The 15,986-nt window shown below is 69.8% G+C and carries 16 protein-coding genes; 9 read left to right on the forward strand and 7 right to left on the reverse strand.

From position 1 onward, the window contains the following. Positions 1-28 precede the first annotated feature (28 nt). The 5 genes from ACIG36_RS12815 to ACIG36_RS12835 are packed head-to-tail and all read right to left on the reverse strand — an operon-like array spanning position 29 to position 4,926. The gene (locus ACIG36_RS12815) at positions 29-841 is read right to left on the reverse strand and encodes a histidinol-phosphatase (protein ID WP_399926033.1); all 813 of its coding nucleotides are present in this window, start codon (positions 839-841) and stop codon (positions 29-31) included. 1 nt (position 842) lies between these two features. Then, positions 843-1,631: an SDR family NAD(P)-dependent oxidoreductase gene (locus ACIG36_RS12820; protein WP_399926035.1), complete on the reverse strand. Its 789-nt coding sequence runs from the start codon at positions 1,629-1,631 to the stop codon at positions 843-845. Next, entirely contained in the window at positions 1,628-2,638 is a 1,011-nt protein-coding gene (locus ACIG36_RS12825) for a hypothetical protein (RefSeq protein WP_399926037.1), read from the reverse strand. Before ACIG36_RS12825 ends, ACIG36_RS12820 begins: the two co-directional genes overlap by 4 nt. Then, complete coding sequence (locus ACIG36_RS12830) at positions 2,635-3,825, reverse strand: methionine adenosyltransferase (RefSeq protein WP_399926039.1); 1,191 nt, start codon at positions 3,823-3,825, stop codon at positions 2,635-2,637. Before ACIG36_RS12830 ends, ACIG36_RS12825 begins: the two co-directional genes overlap by 4 nt. 33 nt (positions 3,826-3,858) lie before the next feature. Next, on the reverse strand, positions 3,859-4,926 hold the full coding sequence (locus tag ACIG36_RS12835; RefSeq protein WP_399926041.1) for an inositol-3-phosphate synthase: 1,068 nt from the start codon (positions 4,924-4,926) through the stop codon (positions 3,859-3,861). 487 nt (positions 4,927-5,413) lie between these two features. Here ACIG36_RS12835 and ACIG36_RS12840 point away from each other — a divergent pair, with 487 nt between their 5' ends. From ACIG36_RS12840 to ACIG36_RS12865, 6 genes are all read left to right on the forward strand, one after another. After that, a complete protein-coding gene (locus ACIG36_RS12840) occupies positions 5,414-6,478 on the forward strand; it encodes a hypothetical protein (RefSeq protein WP_399926043.1) in 1,065 nt (354 codons plus the stop codon). A 32-nt stretch (positions 6,479-6,510) separates the two neighbouring features. After that, positions 6,511-8,292: an asparagine synthase (glutamine-hydrolyzing) gene (gene asnB, locus ACIG36_RS12845; protein ID WP_399926045.1), complete on the forward strand. Its 1,782-nt coding sequence runs from the start codon at positions 6,511-6,513 to the stop codon at positions 8,290-8,292. A 51-nt stretch (positions 8,293-8,343) separates the two neighbouring features. Then, positions 8,344-8,970, forward strand: a complete 627-nt coding sequence (locus ACIG36_RS12850) for a histidine phosphatase family protein (protein WP_399926047.1) — start codon at positions 8,344-8,346, stop codon at positions 8,968-8,970. Between the two features lie 162 nt (positions 8,971-9,132). After that, the gene (locus ACIG36_RS12855) at positions 9,133-10,425 is read left to right on the forward strand and encodes a 4Fe-4S cluster-binding domain-containing protein (RefSeq protein WP_399926049.1); all 1,293 of its coding nucleotides are present in this window, start codon (positions 9,133-9,135) and stop codon (positions 10,423-10,425) included. After that, positions 10,422-11,051, forward strand: a complete 630-nt coding sequence (locus tag ACIG36_RS12860; protein WP_399926052.1) for a uracil phosphoribosyltransferase — start codon at positions 10,422-10,424, stop codon at positions 11,049-11,051. The genes ACIG36_RS12855 and ACIG36_RS12860 overlap by 4 nt, the downstream gene beginning before the upstream one ends. A 137-nt stretch (positions 11,052-11,188) precedes the next feature. Continuing rightward, positions 11,189-12,379: an amidohydrolase family protein gene (locus tag ACIG36_RS12865; RefSeq protein ID WP_399926054.1), complete on the forward strand. Its 1,191-nt coding sequence runs from the start codon at positions 11,189-11,191 to the stop codon at positions 12,377-12,379. On the opposite strand, the gene ACIG36_RS12870 is transcribed toward ACIG36_RS12865, so the two are convergent. Then, on the reverse strand, positions 12,321-12,671 hold the full coding sequence (locus tag ACIG36_RS12870) for a DoxX family protein (protein ID WP_399926056.1): 351 nt from the start codon (positions 12,669-12,671) through the stop codon (positions 12,321-12,323). The two genes, ACIG36_RS12865 and ACIG36_RS12870, sit on opposite strands and share 59 nt — an antisense overlap. 93 nt (positions 12,672-12,764) lie before the next feature. On the opposite strand from ACIG36_RS12870, the gene ACIG36_RS12875 reads away from it, so the two are divergent. From ACIG36_RS12875 to ACIG36_RS12885, 3 genes are read left to right on the forward strand one after another with little or no spacing between them, the layout of a single operon-like run. Then, on the forward strand, positions 12,765-13,721 hold the full coding sequence (locus ACIG36_RS12875) for a LysR family transcriptional regulator (protein ID WP_399926058.1): 957 nt from the start codon (positions 12,765-12,767) through the stop codon (positions 13,719-13,721). Beyond that, positions 13,721-14,515: a papain-like cysteine protease family protein gene (locus ACIG36_RS12880; protein ID WP_399926454.1), complete on the forward strand. Its 795-nt coding sequence runs from the start codon at positions 13,721-13,723 to the stop codon at positions 14,513-14,515. The genes ACIG36_RS12875 and ACIG36_RS12880 overlap by 1 nt, the downstream gene beginning before the upstream one ends. A gap of 14 nt (positions 14,516-14,529) precedes the next feature. Further along, positions 14,530-15,402, forward strand: a complete 873-nt coding sequence (locus ACIG36_RS12885; RefSeq protein ID WP_399926060.1) for a hypothetical protein — start codon at positions 14,530-14,532, stop codon at positions 15,400-15,402. A 34-nt stretch (positions 15,403-15,436) separates the two neighbouring features. Here the strand turns inward: ACIG36_RS12885 and ACIG36_RS12890 are convergent, their stop codons facing one another. Beyond that, positions 15,437-15,943, reverse strand: a complete 507-nt coding sequence (locus ACIG36_RS12890) for an EF-hand domain-containing protein (protein WP_399926062.1) — start codon at positions 15,941-15,943, stop codon at positions 15,437-15,439. Between the last annotated feature and the right edge of the window lie 43 nt (positions 15,944-15,986).

The following is a 15,986-nucleotide window of genomic DNA, read 5'->3' on the forward strand; positions in this document are numbered from 1 at the left end:
GAGCTCCAGAGCTCGTGGTCGCGATCGGTCAGAACAGGGGGCATTCCCCGGCCGTCCCATGGCGGAACACCGTCCAGGTCGAGAACCCGATGTCGGCGAGCACCCGGACCACTTCCGGGTACTGGTCACAGACGCGTTCGGGAACGTGCGCATCGGATGAGAACGTGATCGGCACCCCGAAGTGGTGTGCGCGCTCGAGCAGATCGTGTTCGGGGTACCAGCCGCCGCACTTCTTGGTGCCGCCCGAGGTATTGATCTCCATGACGGCTCCGGAGTCCCGTATCGCGAGCAGCATCTCGTCGGCCGCGGCGGGGGCCGACACGGCGCCCAGATCCGGGAAATTGCCCTTGAGGGCGTCCACATGACCGATGACCTGGAAGAGCCCCGACCGGGCGCATTCGGCCACCGCCCGGAAGTAGCGCCCCTTGATCGCGGCGAGCTCGCTCTCGTCGACGGTGTCCCACCGCCTGACGTCGAAGATGTCCCGCCCTTCGAACATGTGGACCGACCCGATGATGTAGTCCAGCGGGTAGCGGCTCAGCTCCCTGGTGTACGCGTCCATCCGGCCGCTGAACCAGTCGGCCTCCGTGGCGACGAGGATCTCGATGCTGTTCTCGAACTCCGCCTTGAGAGCGAGGGCTTCGGCGACATAGTCCGGGAACTCCGACTTCGGCATCGCCACGGGCGGCAGCGCGTGGTCCTCCTCGGCCGCGAACATCGGGGTGTGGTCGGAAAGGCCCAGGACCTTGACGCCCTTGTCGAGCGCCGCCACGACATAGTCGCGCAGCGATCCCGTGGCGTGACCGCACCGGTAGTGGTGGGTGTGCAGGTCGACCTTCATCTCACACCGCCAGGTATCCGCCGTCGACCGGGAGGTCGGCTCCCGTGATGAAACTCGCCTCGGACGACAGCAGGAACGCGATCGGCGCCGCGACCTCCGCCGGGTCCGCGAACCGTCCGAGCAGGAACTTGCCGCCGTGTTCCGGTGCCGCCTCGGCGGTCGCCCGGTCGAGTCCGAGAACCTCGCGGTGGTACCGCTCGTTGTTGGCGTTCCACACGGTTCCCGGGCTCACGGAATTCACGCGGATTCCCCGGGGGGCGAGTTCCTGCGCCGTGCAACGGGTGAATCCGAGCACGGCGGCCTTGCTGGTGTTGTACGTCAGGTAACCGCTCTGGGCGATGTGGGCCGAGATCGACGCCATGTTCACGATCGCGGCGTCGGCGTCGCGTTCCGGCAGCCCGGCGACGAATTGCCGGGTGACGAGGGAGAGGCCGATGACGGTGGGGTCGAATGCGGCGTGCCATTCCTCCGGGGTCGCCTCGAGGCCCTTGAAGACGAAGCCCGCGGCGAGGTTCACCAGCAGTGTCGGCCTCGGCCAGCCGGCCGGGACGCCCGCGAAGGCCGCTTGGACCGCCTGCTGGTCCGTCACGTCGCCGACGGCCAGGTGCACCGCACGTCCCTGGCGCCGCCATGCGTCCACCGCGGCCCGGCCGTGGTCGGCGCTCTTGTCGAGGACCACGACGCGGCAGCCTTCGGCACCCAGCCGTTCGGTGACCGCGGCGCCGATGCCCTGGGCACCGCCGGTCACCACCGCGGTACGTCCGGCCAGTCCGCGCGGGAGACCGGTCACGCCTCGGCCCCCTTCCCGGTGGCGGCCCATTGCCGGACGCGGTCGAGGACCTCGTCGCGGCGCAGGTTCTCGGTGGCGCCGTGCGGGGCCACCGTCTCCCCGGAGTCCTCGGCGAGATTGTGGTCGGCGGCCAGCGCCGTCACGGCCGCCATGGGCACGCCACGCGCGGCCAGCGACCGGCCGAGCGCCGTGCTCTCGATGCCCCGCCCGTCGGCCGCGGCGAAGTACCGCCAGGCCTGGAACATGCCCTCCAGGTGGCCCGCCGACAGATGCACCCCGTTGCGGGCCTCGGAGAGCGCGATCCCGTACCGCCGGCCGGCCAGGGTGTGCAGGGTGCCGCGCAGCGACGCCGGGGTCGCAGCAGCCGGGTGGAGCGCGCCCAGGAGGTGGGTGCGCAGGTCGTCGATCTCGCGGTGACTGTGGCATTCGAGGAGGCCGACCAGGGCCGTGGGGCCGGTGTAGCCGAAGGTCAGGGCCGGCAGGAAGCCGTTCAGCACGACGACGGACCGCCCGTTCAGCTCGAGCGTCGAGGCGTACGAGCCGGAGCCCAGCTTGTGGATGCCCGCCTGCCGGCAACGGTCCGCCAGCACGGCCGGGCTCAGGGACGCGTCGTGTGCCATCGCCTCGAACGCGCCCAGGGCGCCGGCTGCTCCCGACACGTCCATGAGCGACCGGAGTTCCCGGTGGGCGCCGGAGCACAGCGCCGGTGCTCCGTCGGCGGCAACCCGGTGCAGACGGGGATAGTGCAGGAGCAGGCCGCCGCGCTCCCCGAAGTCCCTGGCCGGCAGCAGGGCGCAGCGCAGGACGGTCACGGCGCCCGCGCCGAGCACCCGGAGGACCTCCGTCGTCGCGTCGGCCGCTGCGGCGGTCGTCAGGACCTCGGGCTTGACGAGGACCGCGAAGTGCGTGCCGGCCTCCGGTGCCGGGTCACGCGGGGGTCCGGTGTCCTGGCGGCGGCCCGTGCGACGTGCCTCGGCGACGAGGGTCCGCGCGTGCTCGCCGGTCACCACAGGGTGATGCCCGTCTCGATCAGCTCTGCCGTCAGCTCGCCCGTGCCGGCCAGCGCCGTCTCCACCAGGGCCTTCAGGGTCTGTTCGTCCCCGTCGGGGGTCGTCACGACGACCTCGTCCGGGCGCTCGAGCGGTGCCTCCTTGGAGGTGAAGATGTGGACGTGCGCCGGACCACCGGAGGCCTCGTGCACCTGTCGGGCGAGGCGCATGGCCATGACGTTGTAGATCTTGCCGGTGTGGTCGAGCGGATTCTTGCCCGCCGGCGCCTCGATGCTCATGGGACGCATGGGGGTGATGAGTCCGTTGACCCGGTTTCCGCGGCCGACCACGCCCACGTCGCCGGTGTCCGCCACGGAGCCGAGTGCCGTGAGGTAGGGGCGTCCGCTGCGTTCGGTGGGGTTCATCAGCAGGTCGAAGTCCTCGATCCCCAGGGAGCCGACGAATTGCTCCAGCTCCTTGCGGACCACCGCCGAGCGGGCCCGGTACCGGTCCACCGACTCGATGCGGCCGCCGAGGAAGGGCATGTTGACGACCAGGCTGAAGGTGTCCTTCCGTCGGCTGCCGAACACCTTGACGTCCCAGCCGGTGTCCGCGTGACGCTGCTTGAACCCGGAACCGTTGATCAGGTTCTCGAGCCCCAGCACGGCGTTCTCGAGGCGGGAGAGCGGAGCGTAGCCGTGCAGGAGGTTGGTGTCGTTGGAGACCAGCCCTCCGGATCCCAGCGGGACCAGATCCCGCGGTGACGGCGGCTGGTACCGCGAGAGTCCACGGCCGGCGCCCTGGTGGTCGACCACGCCCACCTCGACGACGAGATGGCGCGCGGCGTCGAATCCGGTGGTGACCTCTGCCAGGACGTCGGCGGCGGCGCGGAACATGATGTCGTGCACCGGGATCTCGGTGCGACCGACCCGGAAGGCCGCCTTGCCGAAGAATTTCACCCGGTACGGCGAGGTGAGTTCGCCCCGCCCGAAGCCGATGTCCGCGCCGCCGCCGTAGAGCGTCACCTTGTCGAACCAGTGGTGGGCGACGCCACCGAACTCCTTCAGACAGTGGAGGGAGTAGTAGCGGGACATGCGCTCCGCGATGGCGTCGCACATGGTGTCCGGGTGTCCCACTCCCTTGCGCTCGACCAGTTCGTAGGGCAGGTCCTCGACCGATCGGGAGTCCCGTTGTATCGACAGCATCGACCGTCTCTCCAGCTCGAGTACCGGCAGGTCTCAGGAGGCGAATTCCAGGAACGCGGTCCTCGCCTCCGATTCGGGCAGACCGCGCGGCGGGCTCTTGAAGAGGAGGGCGGTGGGGTCCTCCACCGTGCCGGACAGTCCGCGGTCGGTGGCGGCCTTTCCCACGCGGACGGCGTTCGCGATGACACCGGCGGCGTTCGGGCTGTCCTCGACCTTGAGCTTCACATCGATCTCCACCTCGGAGCCGAGCACGGACGTCGCCTTGATGTTGGCGAAGCACACCTTGGTGTCGGCGAGGTGCCCGATGAAGCCGGTGGGGCCTGCCACGCCGTCGACGTCGGTCATGCCCGCGGCGCGCAGCGCGTTGGCCTTGGAGGCGAATTTGGAGGCGGAACGGCCGGCGTCGGCCAGGTTCAGGAAGTCGGTGTTGCCGCCGACGTTGAGCTGGTAGGTGCTCGAGAGCACCAGCCCGCGGCTGAGCAGCAGTTCGATGAGCATGGTGTGCAAGGACGTTGCCCCGACATGGCTGCGCAGGTCGTCGCCGAGGATGACGACGCCCGCGTCCGCGAACCTGCGGCGCATGTCCGCGTCCCGGGCCAGTTCCTCGGGGGTGGCGTTGACGACGGCCACTCCGGCGGCGAGGGCCGCGTTGGCGAACATGCGGATGGCCTGCGAGGCACCCGTGGGCAGGGTGATCACCAGGACGTCGACGTCGAATTCGACGAGGGCCTTGGCGACGTCCTCCTGGGTGGCATCGCGGGCGGCGGCGGCCGGTTCCACGACGGCGCCGAGCGGCCCCGTGAGGCCGTCGAGAACCGGTGCCGGCAGCACGGGGGCGGTCCGGTCGGCGCCGAGCTGGGTGAAGTCGGTCGCCGAGATGGCGGGAGCGGTGAACGCCTCGGTGAGGGGCAGCCCGACCTTCGCCGCGTCCACGTCGAAGGCCGCGACGACACGCACGTCCGAGAGCCGGTAGCCGCCCACCGTATGGCACATGAGGCCGGGAAGGCGGGTGTCCGGATTCTCCTGGGCGAGGGCGACGAACTGGCTGAAGCTCCATGCGCAGTTACCGGCGCCGGCGAGTGCAACACGTATGGGTTTCATGCGGGGTTGATCCTCTCTACGCGAACACCGACTCCGATAACGCGCCTGCCATTGGTCCGTCGTACAGACAGGCTTCTCCCGTCGTTAACCTTTCGAGCCCACGCGTGGTGCAACTCGGAGACCTCATGAAATGCCGATCGAAGCGACGCGGACGCATCCCAGGGATTTCGGAAATCATCGACCCGGAATGCACGAATAGCTGATGTAGCGTCAACAGCCCGACTCCGAGCGTTTTATCACAGGTGTCTGCACTGCTGCAAGCACGCCCACCGGTTCTGTCCACCCGTGCCGACGGCCGACCGAATCGGGCCCTTGAGGCGCCGTGCGACATCCACTACGTTGAGCCATTCACTACGCCCGGCCACGCGTCGCAGGAGATCAAAAAGGCGGCTGCAGGAGATCAAAAGGCAGCGCAGGAGATCAAAGGCAGAGAGGGGCCGAACCGGTCGTGCTTTCCTTCCGCAGACACATCGCTGCAGTCGACGGCATGGACGACTTCGACGAGGAGGCCGTCCTCTCGAAGATCCATCTCGTCGACAGCGACATTCTGATGCTGTCCGGCTCGCTCGTGGACGGCTCGGGCACCCCCTCGTCGGACTTCGATTTCTCCGTCATCGCGCAGTCCAAGGACGGAAGATTCCACCGCGACACCTTCCCCCGGGAAGGCCACATGAGGTACTACACGAGCGGTGACCGGGTGAAGGCCAGCTTCGACTACCTGCCCGACAGCCTGCTCGGAGTGGACGTCGAGTACTGGACGGTCCAGGAGATCGCCGACATGCTCGCCTCCCACGCGCGGCTGTACGCCCACATGAGGGGCCGTGCCCGCAAGTCGTCCGGCTTCGCCGCGTCGGCCGTGGACTTCCGGCTCCTGTCCCGCCTCACATACGGCGTGGCGCTGACGAACGCCGCCGGTTTCGAGAGGATCAGAGCCGGACTGCGCCCCGGGGAGATCGCTTACACCGCGTTCCGCACCGCCGTCGGCAGCTATCCGGACTTCCGCGACCTGGCCGGAATGTGGGCACAGGGGGACTACGAGTCCGCGCTGATCACGGCCCGAAAGCTCGGCGTCGACACCTTCCGCGGCCTGACGCACGCGTACGGGAACACCAACCGCAATCCGAAGTACCTGGGACGATTTCTGTCCCGGCTTCCGGAATCACTGTCCGGGCTGACCACACGTTTCCGCCGTCTCAACGCCTTCGGCGTGGCGAGTGCGGACGACGCGCCCCATGCCGTCCTGGAATGGCTGGACATCATCGACCAGGCCTTCGCCGAAATCCGCCGGGTGCGCGACGGGGCCGAGGCGTTCGTCGGCCGGCAGGAGTTTCTCGACCTGCTGAAGAGCGAACTCCACCGGACGATGATCTGGAACGCCGAGATCTCGAACGAGTACTGCTTCCGCGCACGCGAGGCGGAGGACGACGTCCCCTCGCTGCGCGACCTGCTGGCCGCCATGGAAAAGCGCGCCGCGGCCGAGCACCGACTGCCGCTGCGGCAGTGGGCCGCCGACCGGACGGCACCCACTGGCGAGAACAACAAGTCCGCCTGAGCGGCCACTGGCCGCCACCAGGAATTCACGGCTTGCAGGAGACGCTCTTGTGCCGGATCTACGGCTACTTCGGTCCTGATCCCGATGCGACCGCTCTGGACGCCGCCCGGGACGCTCAACTGGCGGGCGGCCCGGATCACCAGCACCACGTCAGGGGAGAGAACTGGGGCCTGGGCTGCAACCGCCTCTCCATCCAGGACCCGGCCCATGGATCCCAGCCGTTCACCAACGCCGACGGTTCGGTGCACGCGGTGTTCAACGGCGAGATCTACAACTTCCGCGCCATCAGGGAAGAACTCGCCGGGCACGGCGTGCACGTCGACGGCGATTCCGACGGCTCGGTCCTCGTGCCCTACTACGAACTGCACGGCGACCGGTTCGTGGAACGGCTCGAGGGCATGTACGCCATCGCGCTGGTCGATCTACGCTGCGGGCGCAGGCTGAAGCTGTGGTGCGATCCCCTGGCCGTCAAGAGCGTGTACTACGCCACCACCGAGGGCGGCATCGCGTTCTCCTCCGAGCTCCCCGGCCTGACCGCACTGCTGCGACGGCCCCTCGACGTGGACGCGTTCGCCATCGACGACTACTTCAACTGGCAGTGCCTGCCCGGCGGCTCGTCCTGGTACGCCGGGGTGTCGTCCCTGCGCCCGGGTGAACACGTGGTCTGCGACGGCGGGGGCACGGTCCACCGGACCCTGCGGGACGTCGACGCGCCGGCGAGCGGGACGGCCGCCGAGTGGATACCGGCGGACGGCGACTGCACGCCGGACCGGTTGGGCGCGCTCCTCACCCGGGAAGTGGCGCACATGTCCCTGCAGTCCGCGCCGGTCGCCGTCCAGGTCTCGGGCGGCCTCGACTCGAGCGTCCTCGCGACGCTGCTGCGCCGACGCCGCGCCGACGTCACCGGCTTCCATGTGAGCCACGAGGGCGACCACCCGTCCGACGAACGGTTCTTCGCTCGCGAGGCGGCGGCGCGCGCCGGAATCCCGCTCGAGGTGGTGGAGATCCGCGAGGCCGAGCTGCCCGAGCTGATCCCGGCCATGGTCACGGCGCTGGGCACGCCGAACGCGACGCCGCACGCCCTGAGCGCGTACGTCCTGTTCCGGGAGATCTCGAGCAGCGGATTCCGGGTCTGTTTCGTGGGTGACGGGGCGGACGAGCAGTTCGGCGGCTACCGCCGGTACAGCACCGCCCTCGCGGCACCCGACGACACCTGGCCGTCCCGCTACCTCGACCGGCTGTCACTGATCCCGGAGACGGAATACCGGCAGCTCTACACCCCCGAGTACCGTGATCTGCTCGATTCCGGCGTGAGCGGCCGGCGGCGTTCTCTGGAGCTGCTCAGCCGTCCGGCTCCCTCCCGGCTGGAGCGGATCCTGACCTTCGACCGGCTGCACAAGCTGCCGAGCCTCAACCTGCGCAAACTCGATCACCTCTCCATGGCGCACGCGGTCGAATGCCGGGTTCCGTACTGCCAGCCGGCCGTCACCGGATTCGCCCGGCGCACCCCCGACGCCCTGAAGGTCGACGGATCCCTCCGCAAGCGGGTCCTCTGGGACGCGGGAGCGCGGCTGGTTCCGCCGGCGGTCCGCGACCGGCCGAAGCAGCCGTTCACGTTTCCGGTCGATGCCTTCATGAAGCAGGGCACCAAGCTGTGGGACTTCACCGTCGGTGTCCTGACCAGACCCCGGCTCTGTGACTCCGGCTTCCTGAGCGCCGCCGCCGTGCGGAAGGTGATGACGGAACACATGGAGGGCCGGGACCACGCGCGCCTACTGTGGGGTCTGATGGTTCTGGAGTTGTCTCTTCCCTAGTCGCGGTCCGGCCTCCGCCAGGACCCTCCCCCACAGGAAAGGCACGCACCGGTGCGCAGTGTTTACGTCGTCGCCCACCCGGAGGCGACGCACCACGTCGAGGACCTGGTCGGCGGCTGGCACGACTCGTCCCTGACGCCCGTCGGCCTTCGCGCGGCGGCATCCATCGCCAAGGCCCTGCGGGCCGAGATCCCCGACGGCGCCGACGTCGAGCTGATCTCCTCGGATCTGCGGCGGGCCCGGCGGACGGCGGAGGAGGCGGCCGAACTGTTCGGCGTGAAGCCGGTCCTGGACAGGAGGCTGCGGGAGAAGTCCTACGGTGAGGCGGAGGGCAGGCCGCAGCAGTGGCTGGACGAGCGATTCCTTCCGCCGCCGGCCGTCGGGGACCGGATGGGGCACGACGAGGGCGTTCCGGGAGCCGAGACCAAAGCGGTGTTCGCGCGACGCGTCTACGCGGCCATGGACGACATCCTGCGGCGCCCGTACGAGCATCAGGTCGTCTTCACCCACGGTTTCGCCCTGACGTTCGTCGTGGCGTCCTGGATCAGGATGCCGATCGAGTCGCTCGGCTACGCCAATTTCCGGGCGCCGTCGGGCAGCATCACCACGCTGCGCGAGGACGACTTCTTTCACAACCGCCAGGTCGTCAGGCTCGGTGACATCAGCCATCTCGCGTAGCGGTACGGGTTAACGGGGCACGGGCTACTCGCTACGGGCTCGTGGCGGGACCGGCCGGTTCGGGCCAACCCGGTCCCGTCCGCACCCGCCGCTTGACGACGTACCGGCCGGGACGGAAGCTGACGGGACCGAACCGACCCGACCCGGTCCTGGGGAGGAAGATTGCACCCCCCGCAGCTCGTGGACGCCTTCACCGACCCGTCGACCGCGCGCGAGAGGCTGGTCGGTGCGTTCCGGCACCGGCTCGAGGAACTTCCGTCCCGCGGATCGAGTTTCTTCATCCACCTGATCGAGCTGTGCCCGGTGGCGTGCGAGCACTGCATGTACTCGTCGGACCTCGAGCGGAAGTCCGACAAGGTCGCGCTCTCGAAGGGCGAGCTGGAGGACGCGATCCGATTCATCTCGGAGTCGTCCTCGCAGAAGCTCAACATTACGGGCGGCGGGGAGCCGTTCCTGAAGTTCTCCAGCATATTGAGGCTGCTGGAGACGGTCGACGTACCCAGGATCGAGATCGTCACAGCCGGCCACTGGGCCGTGACCCCCAGGCGCACGGCGCGCGTCATGGCCCGGATCGACGAAGCCAGATCGCGCAATCCCGGAAACCCCGAATTGCTGCTGCGGCTGAGCATCGACCGCTATCACCTCAACGCACCGCGGCCCGTACGGATCGAGCACTACGGCAATGTGCTGCGCTGCTGGTCGGAGACCGGCCCCGGCTTCGCCACGGGATTGCGCGGCATTCAGCCGGACCTGGGCACCGTGGACCGGCTGATCGCCGAGGAGATGGGGGCGGACGTCCAGGAGGTCGACGACTGGAACCGGCTCCTTCTGCTGCCCGGTGGCAAGTCCGTCCCCATCACGTTCAATGTCTTCCGGCGGAGCGGAAAGGCCCTCCGGCTGACCGAGGACCACCAGGGGGCCACCAAGACCCTCCGTGAGTACTACGGCCCGTTCGAGACGAGGCCGGGCAATCTGTCGCTGGCCACAGCCGTGAACGACGCGATTCGCGGCGAGTACACGGCCAGTGCCGGGCTGGCCGTCACCCTCGACTCCGACGGCACGTTCTGGATCTTCTGCGGCACTGCTCCCGACCGGAAACTCCTGCTGAGCGGCCAGAGTTTCGCCGAGGCAGTGGCGTACTTCTTCGAGGACCCCATCACGCACCTGCTCGTCGACGAGGGGATATGGGCCCTGTCCGACCTCGTCATGGACCTGGCCCCGGAAACCCACGCGGCCGCACTCGCCAAGAACGACTCCGCCTCCTTGGTGAACGACCTGCTCGCCGCCGACGACGTCCGCCTCGCCGTCACGCTGATCGCGACCCAGGACCTGGTGACCCGGAACCGCGCCACAGTGGATCCGGGGCATCCCCTGGCCGGGATACTGGCCGACCCGGCGGCCGACGTGACGGAAATGTGCCGCGACCTCGTCCTCGGAAACCGTGGGACGCCGTGACCCTCCCGGCGGACATCACGGAAATCACCGATGACGGGAAGCAATTCGCCCGGCTGCGGCACGCCACCGATCCCGGCGAGGTGCGCCGGGGAATCATCGAGCTGGGCGACGTACTGGGCCCGCGGACGGCAGACATCGTGCGGAATGAACTCGTCTCGCTCCAGGACGTGCTGTGCGTGGTCGTCCTGAGGGGTGGCGCGCTGTTGTATCCCGGTTTCGCGAGGGCTTTCCCGTGGGCGGATTTCTGCATGCTCGGCATGCGGCGCAGGCCGGAGCCGGGCGGCAATCGCCTCTCGCCGGCCAACGAGTACATGACCACGGTGCCGCGGGAGGAGTACCGGGCGACGGTCTACATCGACTGCGTCTCGGCCACCGGTGACACCTTGCTGGCGGCGAGGAATTCGGTGGCGCGCATGTGTGACGGGGGTCGTGAAGTGGCCGCGGTCGTCTGCAGTGCGGGCGTGGCCACGGCCAGACTGCGCGGAGCGGGCATCGGCCTCGTCGGGTTCAGCCTCCACGAGGATCTCGACGGGCAGGTGGTCGTGCCCGACATGGGAGAACTCGACGCCGGTGATCTCTTCAGCGGTGTCCCACGGCACCCCGCACCCGGCGGCCACGAGCGGTGAACCGCGAGCCGGAGCCCCCACTGCTCCTGACGAACGCCGGCCTTCCCGGCGGCCCAGTGACGGATGTGCTCCTGGATTCGGGGCACATCCGAACGGTCACGCCACCGGGCGCCCTACCGCCCACCGACCGCGAACGGATGGACCTGTTCGACCTGATCGACCTGACGGGCCACTTGCTCCTCCCCGCGCCCGCCGAGCCCCACTGTCACCTCGACAAGGTCCTGCTCGGCGGGCCCGGCAGTCTCGGCGGGCCCGGCGGGGACGACGGCCGGGGTGGCCTGGATACGGCTGTCGCGGCGTGGTACGCGACCCGGAAGACGATCTCCCGGGCCGATGTGCGCGACCGGGCGCTGCGTGCCGCGCTGGAGCTTGTGGCCGGCGGCGCGACCGCGATCCGTACGCACGTCGACGTCGGGGTGACGACCGGGCTGGTGCTGGTCGAGGCGCTGACGGACGTCCGCGAACTGATCGGGGACCGGCTGGACCTGCAGATCGTGGCCTTCCCGGACTTCCCGCTCCGCGGCCCCGCCGGCGCGGACAACCGCTCCCTCCTGGTGGACGCGCTCGCGGCGGGCGCCGACGTGGTGGGCGGTGCCCCCTACCGCGACGAGGACCCGTCGGCGTGCCTGGACATCCTGATGAACACGGCGGCCGCTCGCGAAAGCCCGGTGGACCTGCACGTCGACGAGACGCTCGACCCGCGCTCGAACACCCTCGGCGAACTCGCCGAGTGGGTGCTGAGGACAGGCTTCCCGCACGCGGTCACCGCCAGTCACTGTGTGAGCCTGGGCACGCAGCCGCCGGACGTCGTCGCACGGACGGCCGCCCGGGTGGCCCAGGCCGGGATCTCCGTCGTGGCGTGCCCGCAGACCAACCTCTACCTGCAGGCACGGAACCACCCGCTCCCCGTACCGAGAGGCCTGACCGCACTCGCCCAGCTGCGCGCCGCCGGTGTCACCGTGGCGGGCGGCGGAGACAACGCGAGGGACCCGTTCAACCCCCTCGGCCGTTTCGACCCCATGGAAACCGCCTCACTGCTGGTACTGGCGGGCCACCTGACCCCGCACTCCGCCTACGACGCCGTCAGCCACGCGGCCCGAACGGCCATGGGCCTACCGACCACCCCCGTTGAACCGGGCGCCCCGGCGGAGCTGTTGGCCGTGCGGGCGGACACCATCGAAGCGGCCATGGCGAACGCCGCAGCGGACCGCCTGGTCTTCCATCGCGGCCGGCTCGTCTGCCGCACACGACACGAACGCTTCTTCCCGCTCAGCGCGAGGCCAGTCGCAGAGCCAGGGAGCCGACGACCAGCAGAAGGAACGGCATAGGGGCCGGCAGATGGGCGTAGCGGCGAGCGCGCAGTATCACGGCGACGGCGCCGGCGTAGTACAGGATGAGGCCCGCCGACGCCGCGACCGCGATCGCGGGTACGGCGATGCCCACGAGCAGTCCCAGCACGCCGGCCGCCTTGGCGGCACCCAGCGCGGGCAGCCACGTGTGCGGCACGCCGTAGCCGGTCATGTTGTCGAGCATCCATGCGGGGCGGACGTAGTGGTTGGAGGCCGAGTAGGCGCTGGCCGCGGCGGCCAGGACGGTGACGACGACATAGGCCGTGAACATGGGAAACGCTCCCCTGGATGACGGGTGTTGACGGCGTCGACTCTCGCGAGGCCCCGCTCTGGCGTCCAATGGCTCCTTCCATAGCCTGGCGGCATGGACATCGACACCCGGTTGCTGCGCTACTTCGTCGCGGTGGCCGAAGAAGGCAACCTGACGTACGCCGCGCAGCGGCTCTTCGTCGCGCAGCCGACCCTGACCAAGCAGATCAAGCAGCTGGAGAGCCGGCTGGGCGTGGTGTTGTTCACCCGGTCGCGGGCCGGCATGGCCCTCACCGAAGCCGGCCGGGCTCTGGCGGAGCGTGTGCCCGCTCTGCTGGCCGACTGGGACCACGTGCTGCGGGCGACGAAGAGCGCGGCCGACCGGGCGGCACGAGTGCTGCGGGTCGGGTTCCTGGCCAGTGCCGCCAACGAGGCCACGCCGCGCATCATCGCGGAGTTCACCCGCCGTCGACCGGGCTGGAAGGTGGACATGCGGCAGGCCGCCTGGTCGAATCCGACCGCCGGACTGTCCACCGGTGACGTGGACGCCGCTCTGCTGCGTCTGCCCTTCCCGGGCCAGGACGCCCTGCGGGTGGAGGTGCTGTTCAGCGAACCCCGCTGGATCGCGCTGCCCTCGGCACACCCGTTCGCCGCACGTGACCGGATCGACTTCGCGGACCTGTGGGACGAGCCGTTCGTGGCCGCCCCACCGGAGACCGGCCGGTGGCGGGACCACTGGCTGGCCGCCGACGAACGCGACGGCCGTCCGGTCCGTATCGGTGCCGTCACCGAACATCCCGACGACTGGCTCAGCGCGATCGCCAACGGCTACGGCGTCGCCCTGGCCCCCGAATCCTCCGCCCGTTTCTATGCCCGCCCCGGCATCACCTACCGGCCTGTCAACGGCGTCAGCCCCAGCCGGGTGGGCGTCGCCTGGGCTCCCGCTGACGACAGCAATCCGGTCGTGCGGGCTTTCGTCCGCTGCTGCTCGGAATTCTCGAGCGAGATGATCAAGGGTGATACTTCCGCCACGCTATGCGATGACACACAAACGGAAGCCAACGCTCCGTGATGGCCGCCGTCCTGTCGGCCGGGCTGCTGCTGGCCGTCGCGCCGCAGGCCCAGGCCGCCGTCACCGGCACCGTCGTCGGCGGACAGGGCAACTTCAGCACCGTCAACCAGCGCTCCCTGCCGTCCCTGTCCTCCAACGTCACCGGCAGTTCCCCGGTCGGCGATCGCATCCAGATGGTCTGCCGCACCACCGGTGACGTCGTCGAGAACAATTCCCGCTGGATCTGGTCCGGCGCCTACTACATCGCCGACGCGTTCATCCGCGAGGACACCGGCGGGCTGCCGGCCTGCTCCTCCACCCGCCCCACCGGGTGGACCGCCCTGAACATCGGCATGCAGAAGCAGGTCCGGGACCAGTGGTGCTGGGACGCCTCCGGCCTCACCATCGCCAACTACTGGGGCTACACCGGCTACAACCAGTACGACTTCTGCCGCCTGGCCGCCCAGGGCAACAGCGGGCTGGACTGCAACAACCGGCCCGCCACGCTCGGCGACATGGCCAACGGCCTCCGGAACATGGGCTTCCGCAACAGCGGCACCGACCTCTACCGCAGCGCCTCCTTCTGGGAGACCCAGAGCGAGATAGCCAACGGACGCCCCTTCGCCGTCCGCATCGGCTGGACCTCCGGCGGCGGCCACATGAACGTCGTCTACGGCTACGACAGCACCAGCAACATGATCGCGGTCGGCGACCCCTGGCCCAGCACGCAGACCTACACCTGGTGGAACTACTCCAACTACTCCGGAAACAACTCCTTCCGGTGGACCCACACCCGCATCGGCATCCACGCCTGAGGAGACGACCCACCATGCACCGTACGCCCCGACGAGCCGCGACCCTGCTCGCCGCCGCTGCCGCCGCCGTCCTGTGCGCGGCCGTTCCCGCACAGGCCGCCGACGGACCCACCGCCCCCGCCCCGACCGACTACGCCGCCGCTCAGCAGGTACTGCGCTCCGGCAAGGTCCACGACACCGTCTCCCGCTTCCTGACGGCCGCCGAACAGCGCACCCCGGCCGGCGCCGCGGACGGCGGCACGGCCGGGGCGCCGCGCGGCCTCGTGAAGCCCCCCGCGAGCGCACCCGGCTTCGACCTCAAGAAGCCGGTCCCGCTCTACGAGCTCGCGCCCGAGTTCGTCACCGGCAGAACCAAGCCGACCGCCGGGTCGGCACTGCGGCTGTCCTACCTCGCCTCCCGGGTCTCGGCGGCCAACGGCCACCAGGCCGCCGTCCTGCTCGCCCCCGGGCAGGGCGGCCGGACGGACTGGCAGCTGGCCGGGATCCGCGACGGCGACGCGGACATCAGCGCCGCCGAACGCGGCACCGGCCAGGCGCGGACCTTCATGGAACCCCAGATCCACGCCTGGTACCGGCTCACCGCCGACGGCTCCGTCGAGCCGCTCAACAAGGAGGCGGGCACCGCTCTCCAGGGCAAGCCGCGCGTCACCCTGGCCGCGTACCAGCAGCTCGTGACCAAGCGCTACGGGGACAAGCTCCCCGGCTCGGCCTACGACCGCAAGGGTCTTGCCGGCGGCTACGCGGCCCCGGCCCTCCCGGCGGACGAACCGGCGACCGCCGGCTCCCGCCCCTGGCTCCCCGCGGCCTCCGCCGCCTCCGGCGCGGCCGTCCTGGCGGCGTCGGCTGCCGCGCTCCTCCACCTCCGCCGCCGACGCCGCTCGGCCTGACCGGCCCGTCCCGGATCCGGCTCCGCCCGAGGGGTCAGCTGGTGTAGAAGCGCTTGACCGCCTTCAGGAACTCCTTCGGGCTGATGCGGCCGTTGCTGTCGGTGTCGAGTTCGTCGAAGTACGTCCCGGCCTCGGTGACCGACATGGTCAGGTAGTCGGCGGCCCGCAGGAATTCGCCCCGGTCGAGAGAGCCGTCGTCGTCCCGGTCGAGAAGATCGAACAGGGTCCGGCACACGTCTCCCTTGCCGGGGCGGTCCTTCGAACGGAAGCCGGGGGACGTACGGGCTGCCACGTACTCGTCGGCCGTGAGGACCTGGTCGCCGTCGGCGTCGCCGAGGGACAGCAGGAAGGTCCACTGGGTCTTGTTGGCCTCGATGAGAGCCCGTCCCTTGTCCGACTCCTCCGGGACGCCGAGCTCGGTCATGAGCCGGTGCGGTGCCCGGAGGAAGTCGGTCAGGTCGACGGATCCGTCACCGTCCGCGTCCATGCGCTGGAACTCCTGGACGGGCGCGAGCTGGGCGTTCTTGGTGTTGTCGGTCATGTTCGAGAGGGTGCCACCCCCTGGTCCACCGACCGGTGAGCCA

The organism is Streptomyces sp. NPDC053048 (genome assembly GCF_044547045.1).
Lineage (GTDB): Bacteria > Actinomycetota > Actinomycetes > Streptomycetales > Streptomycetaceae > Streptomyces.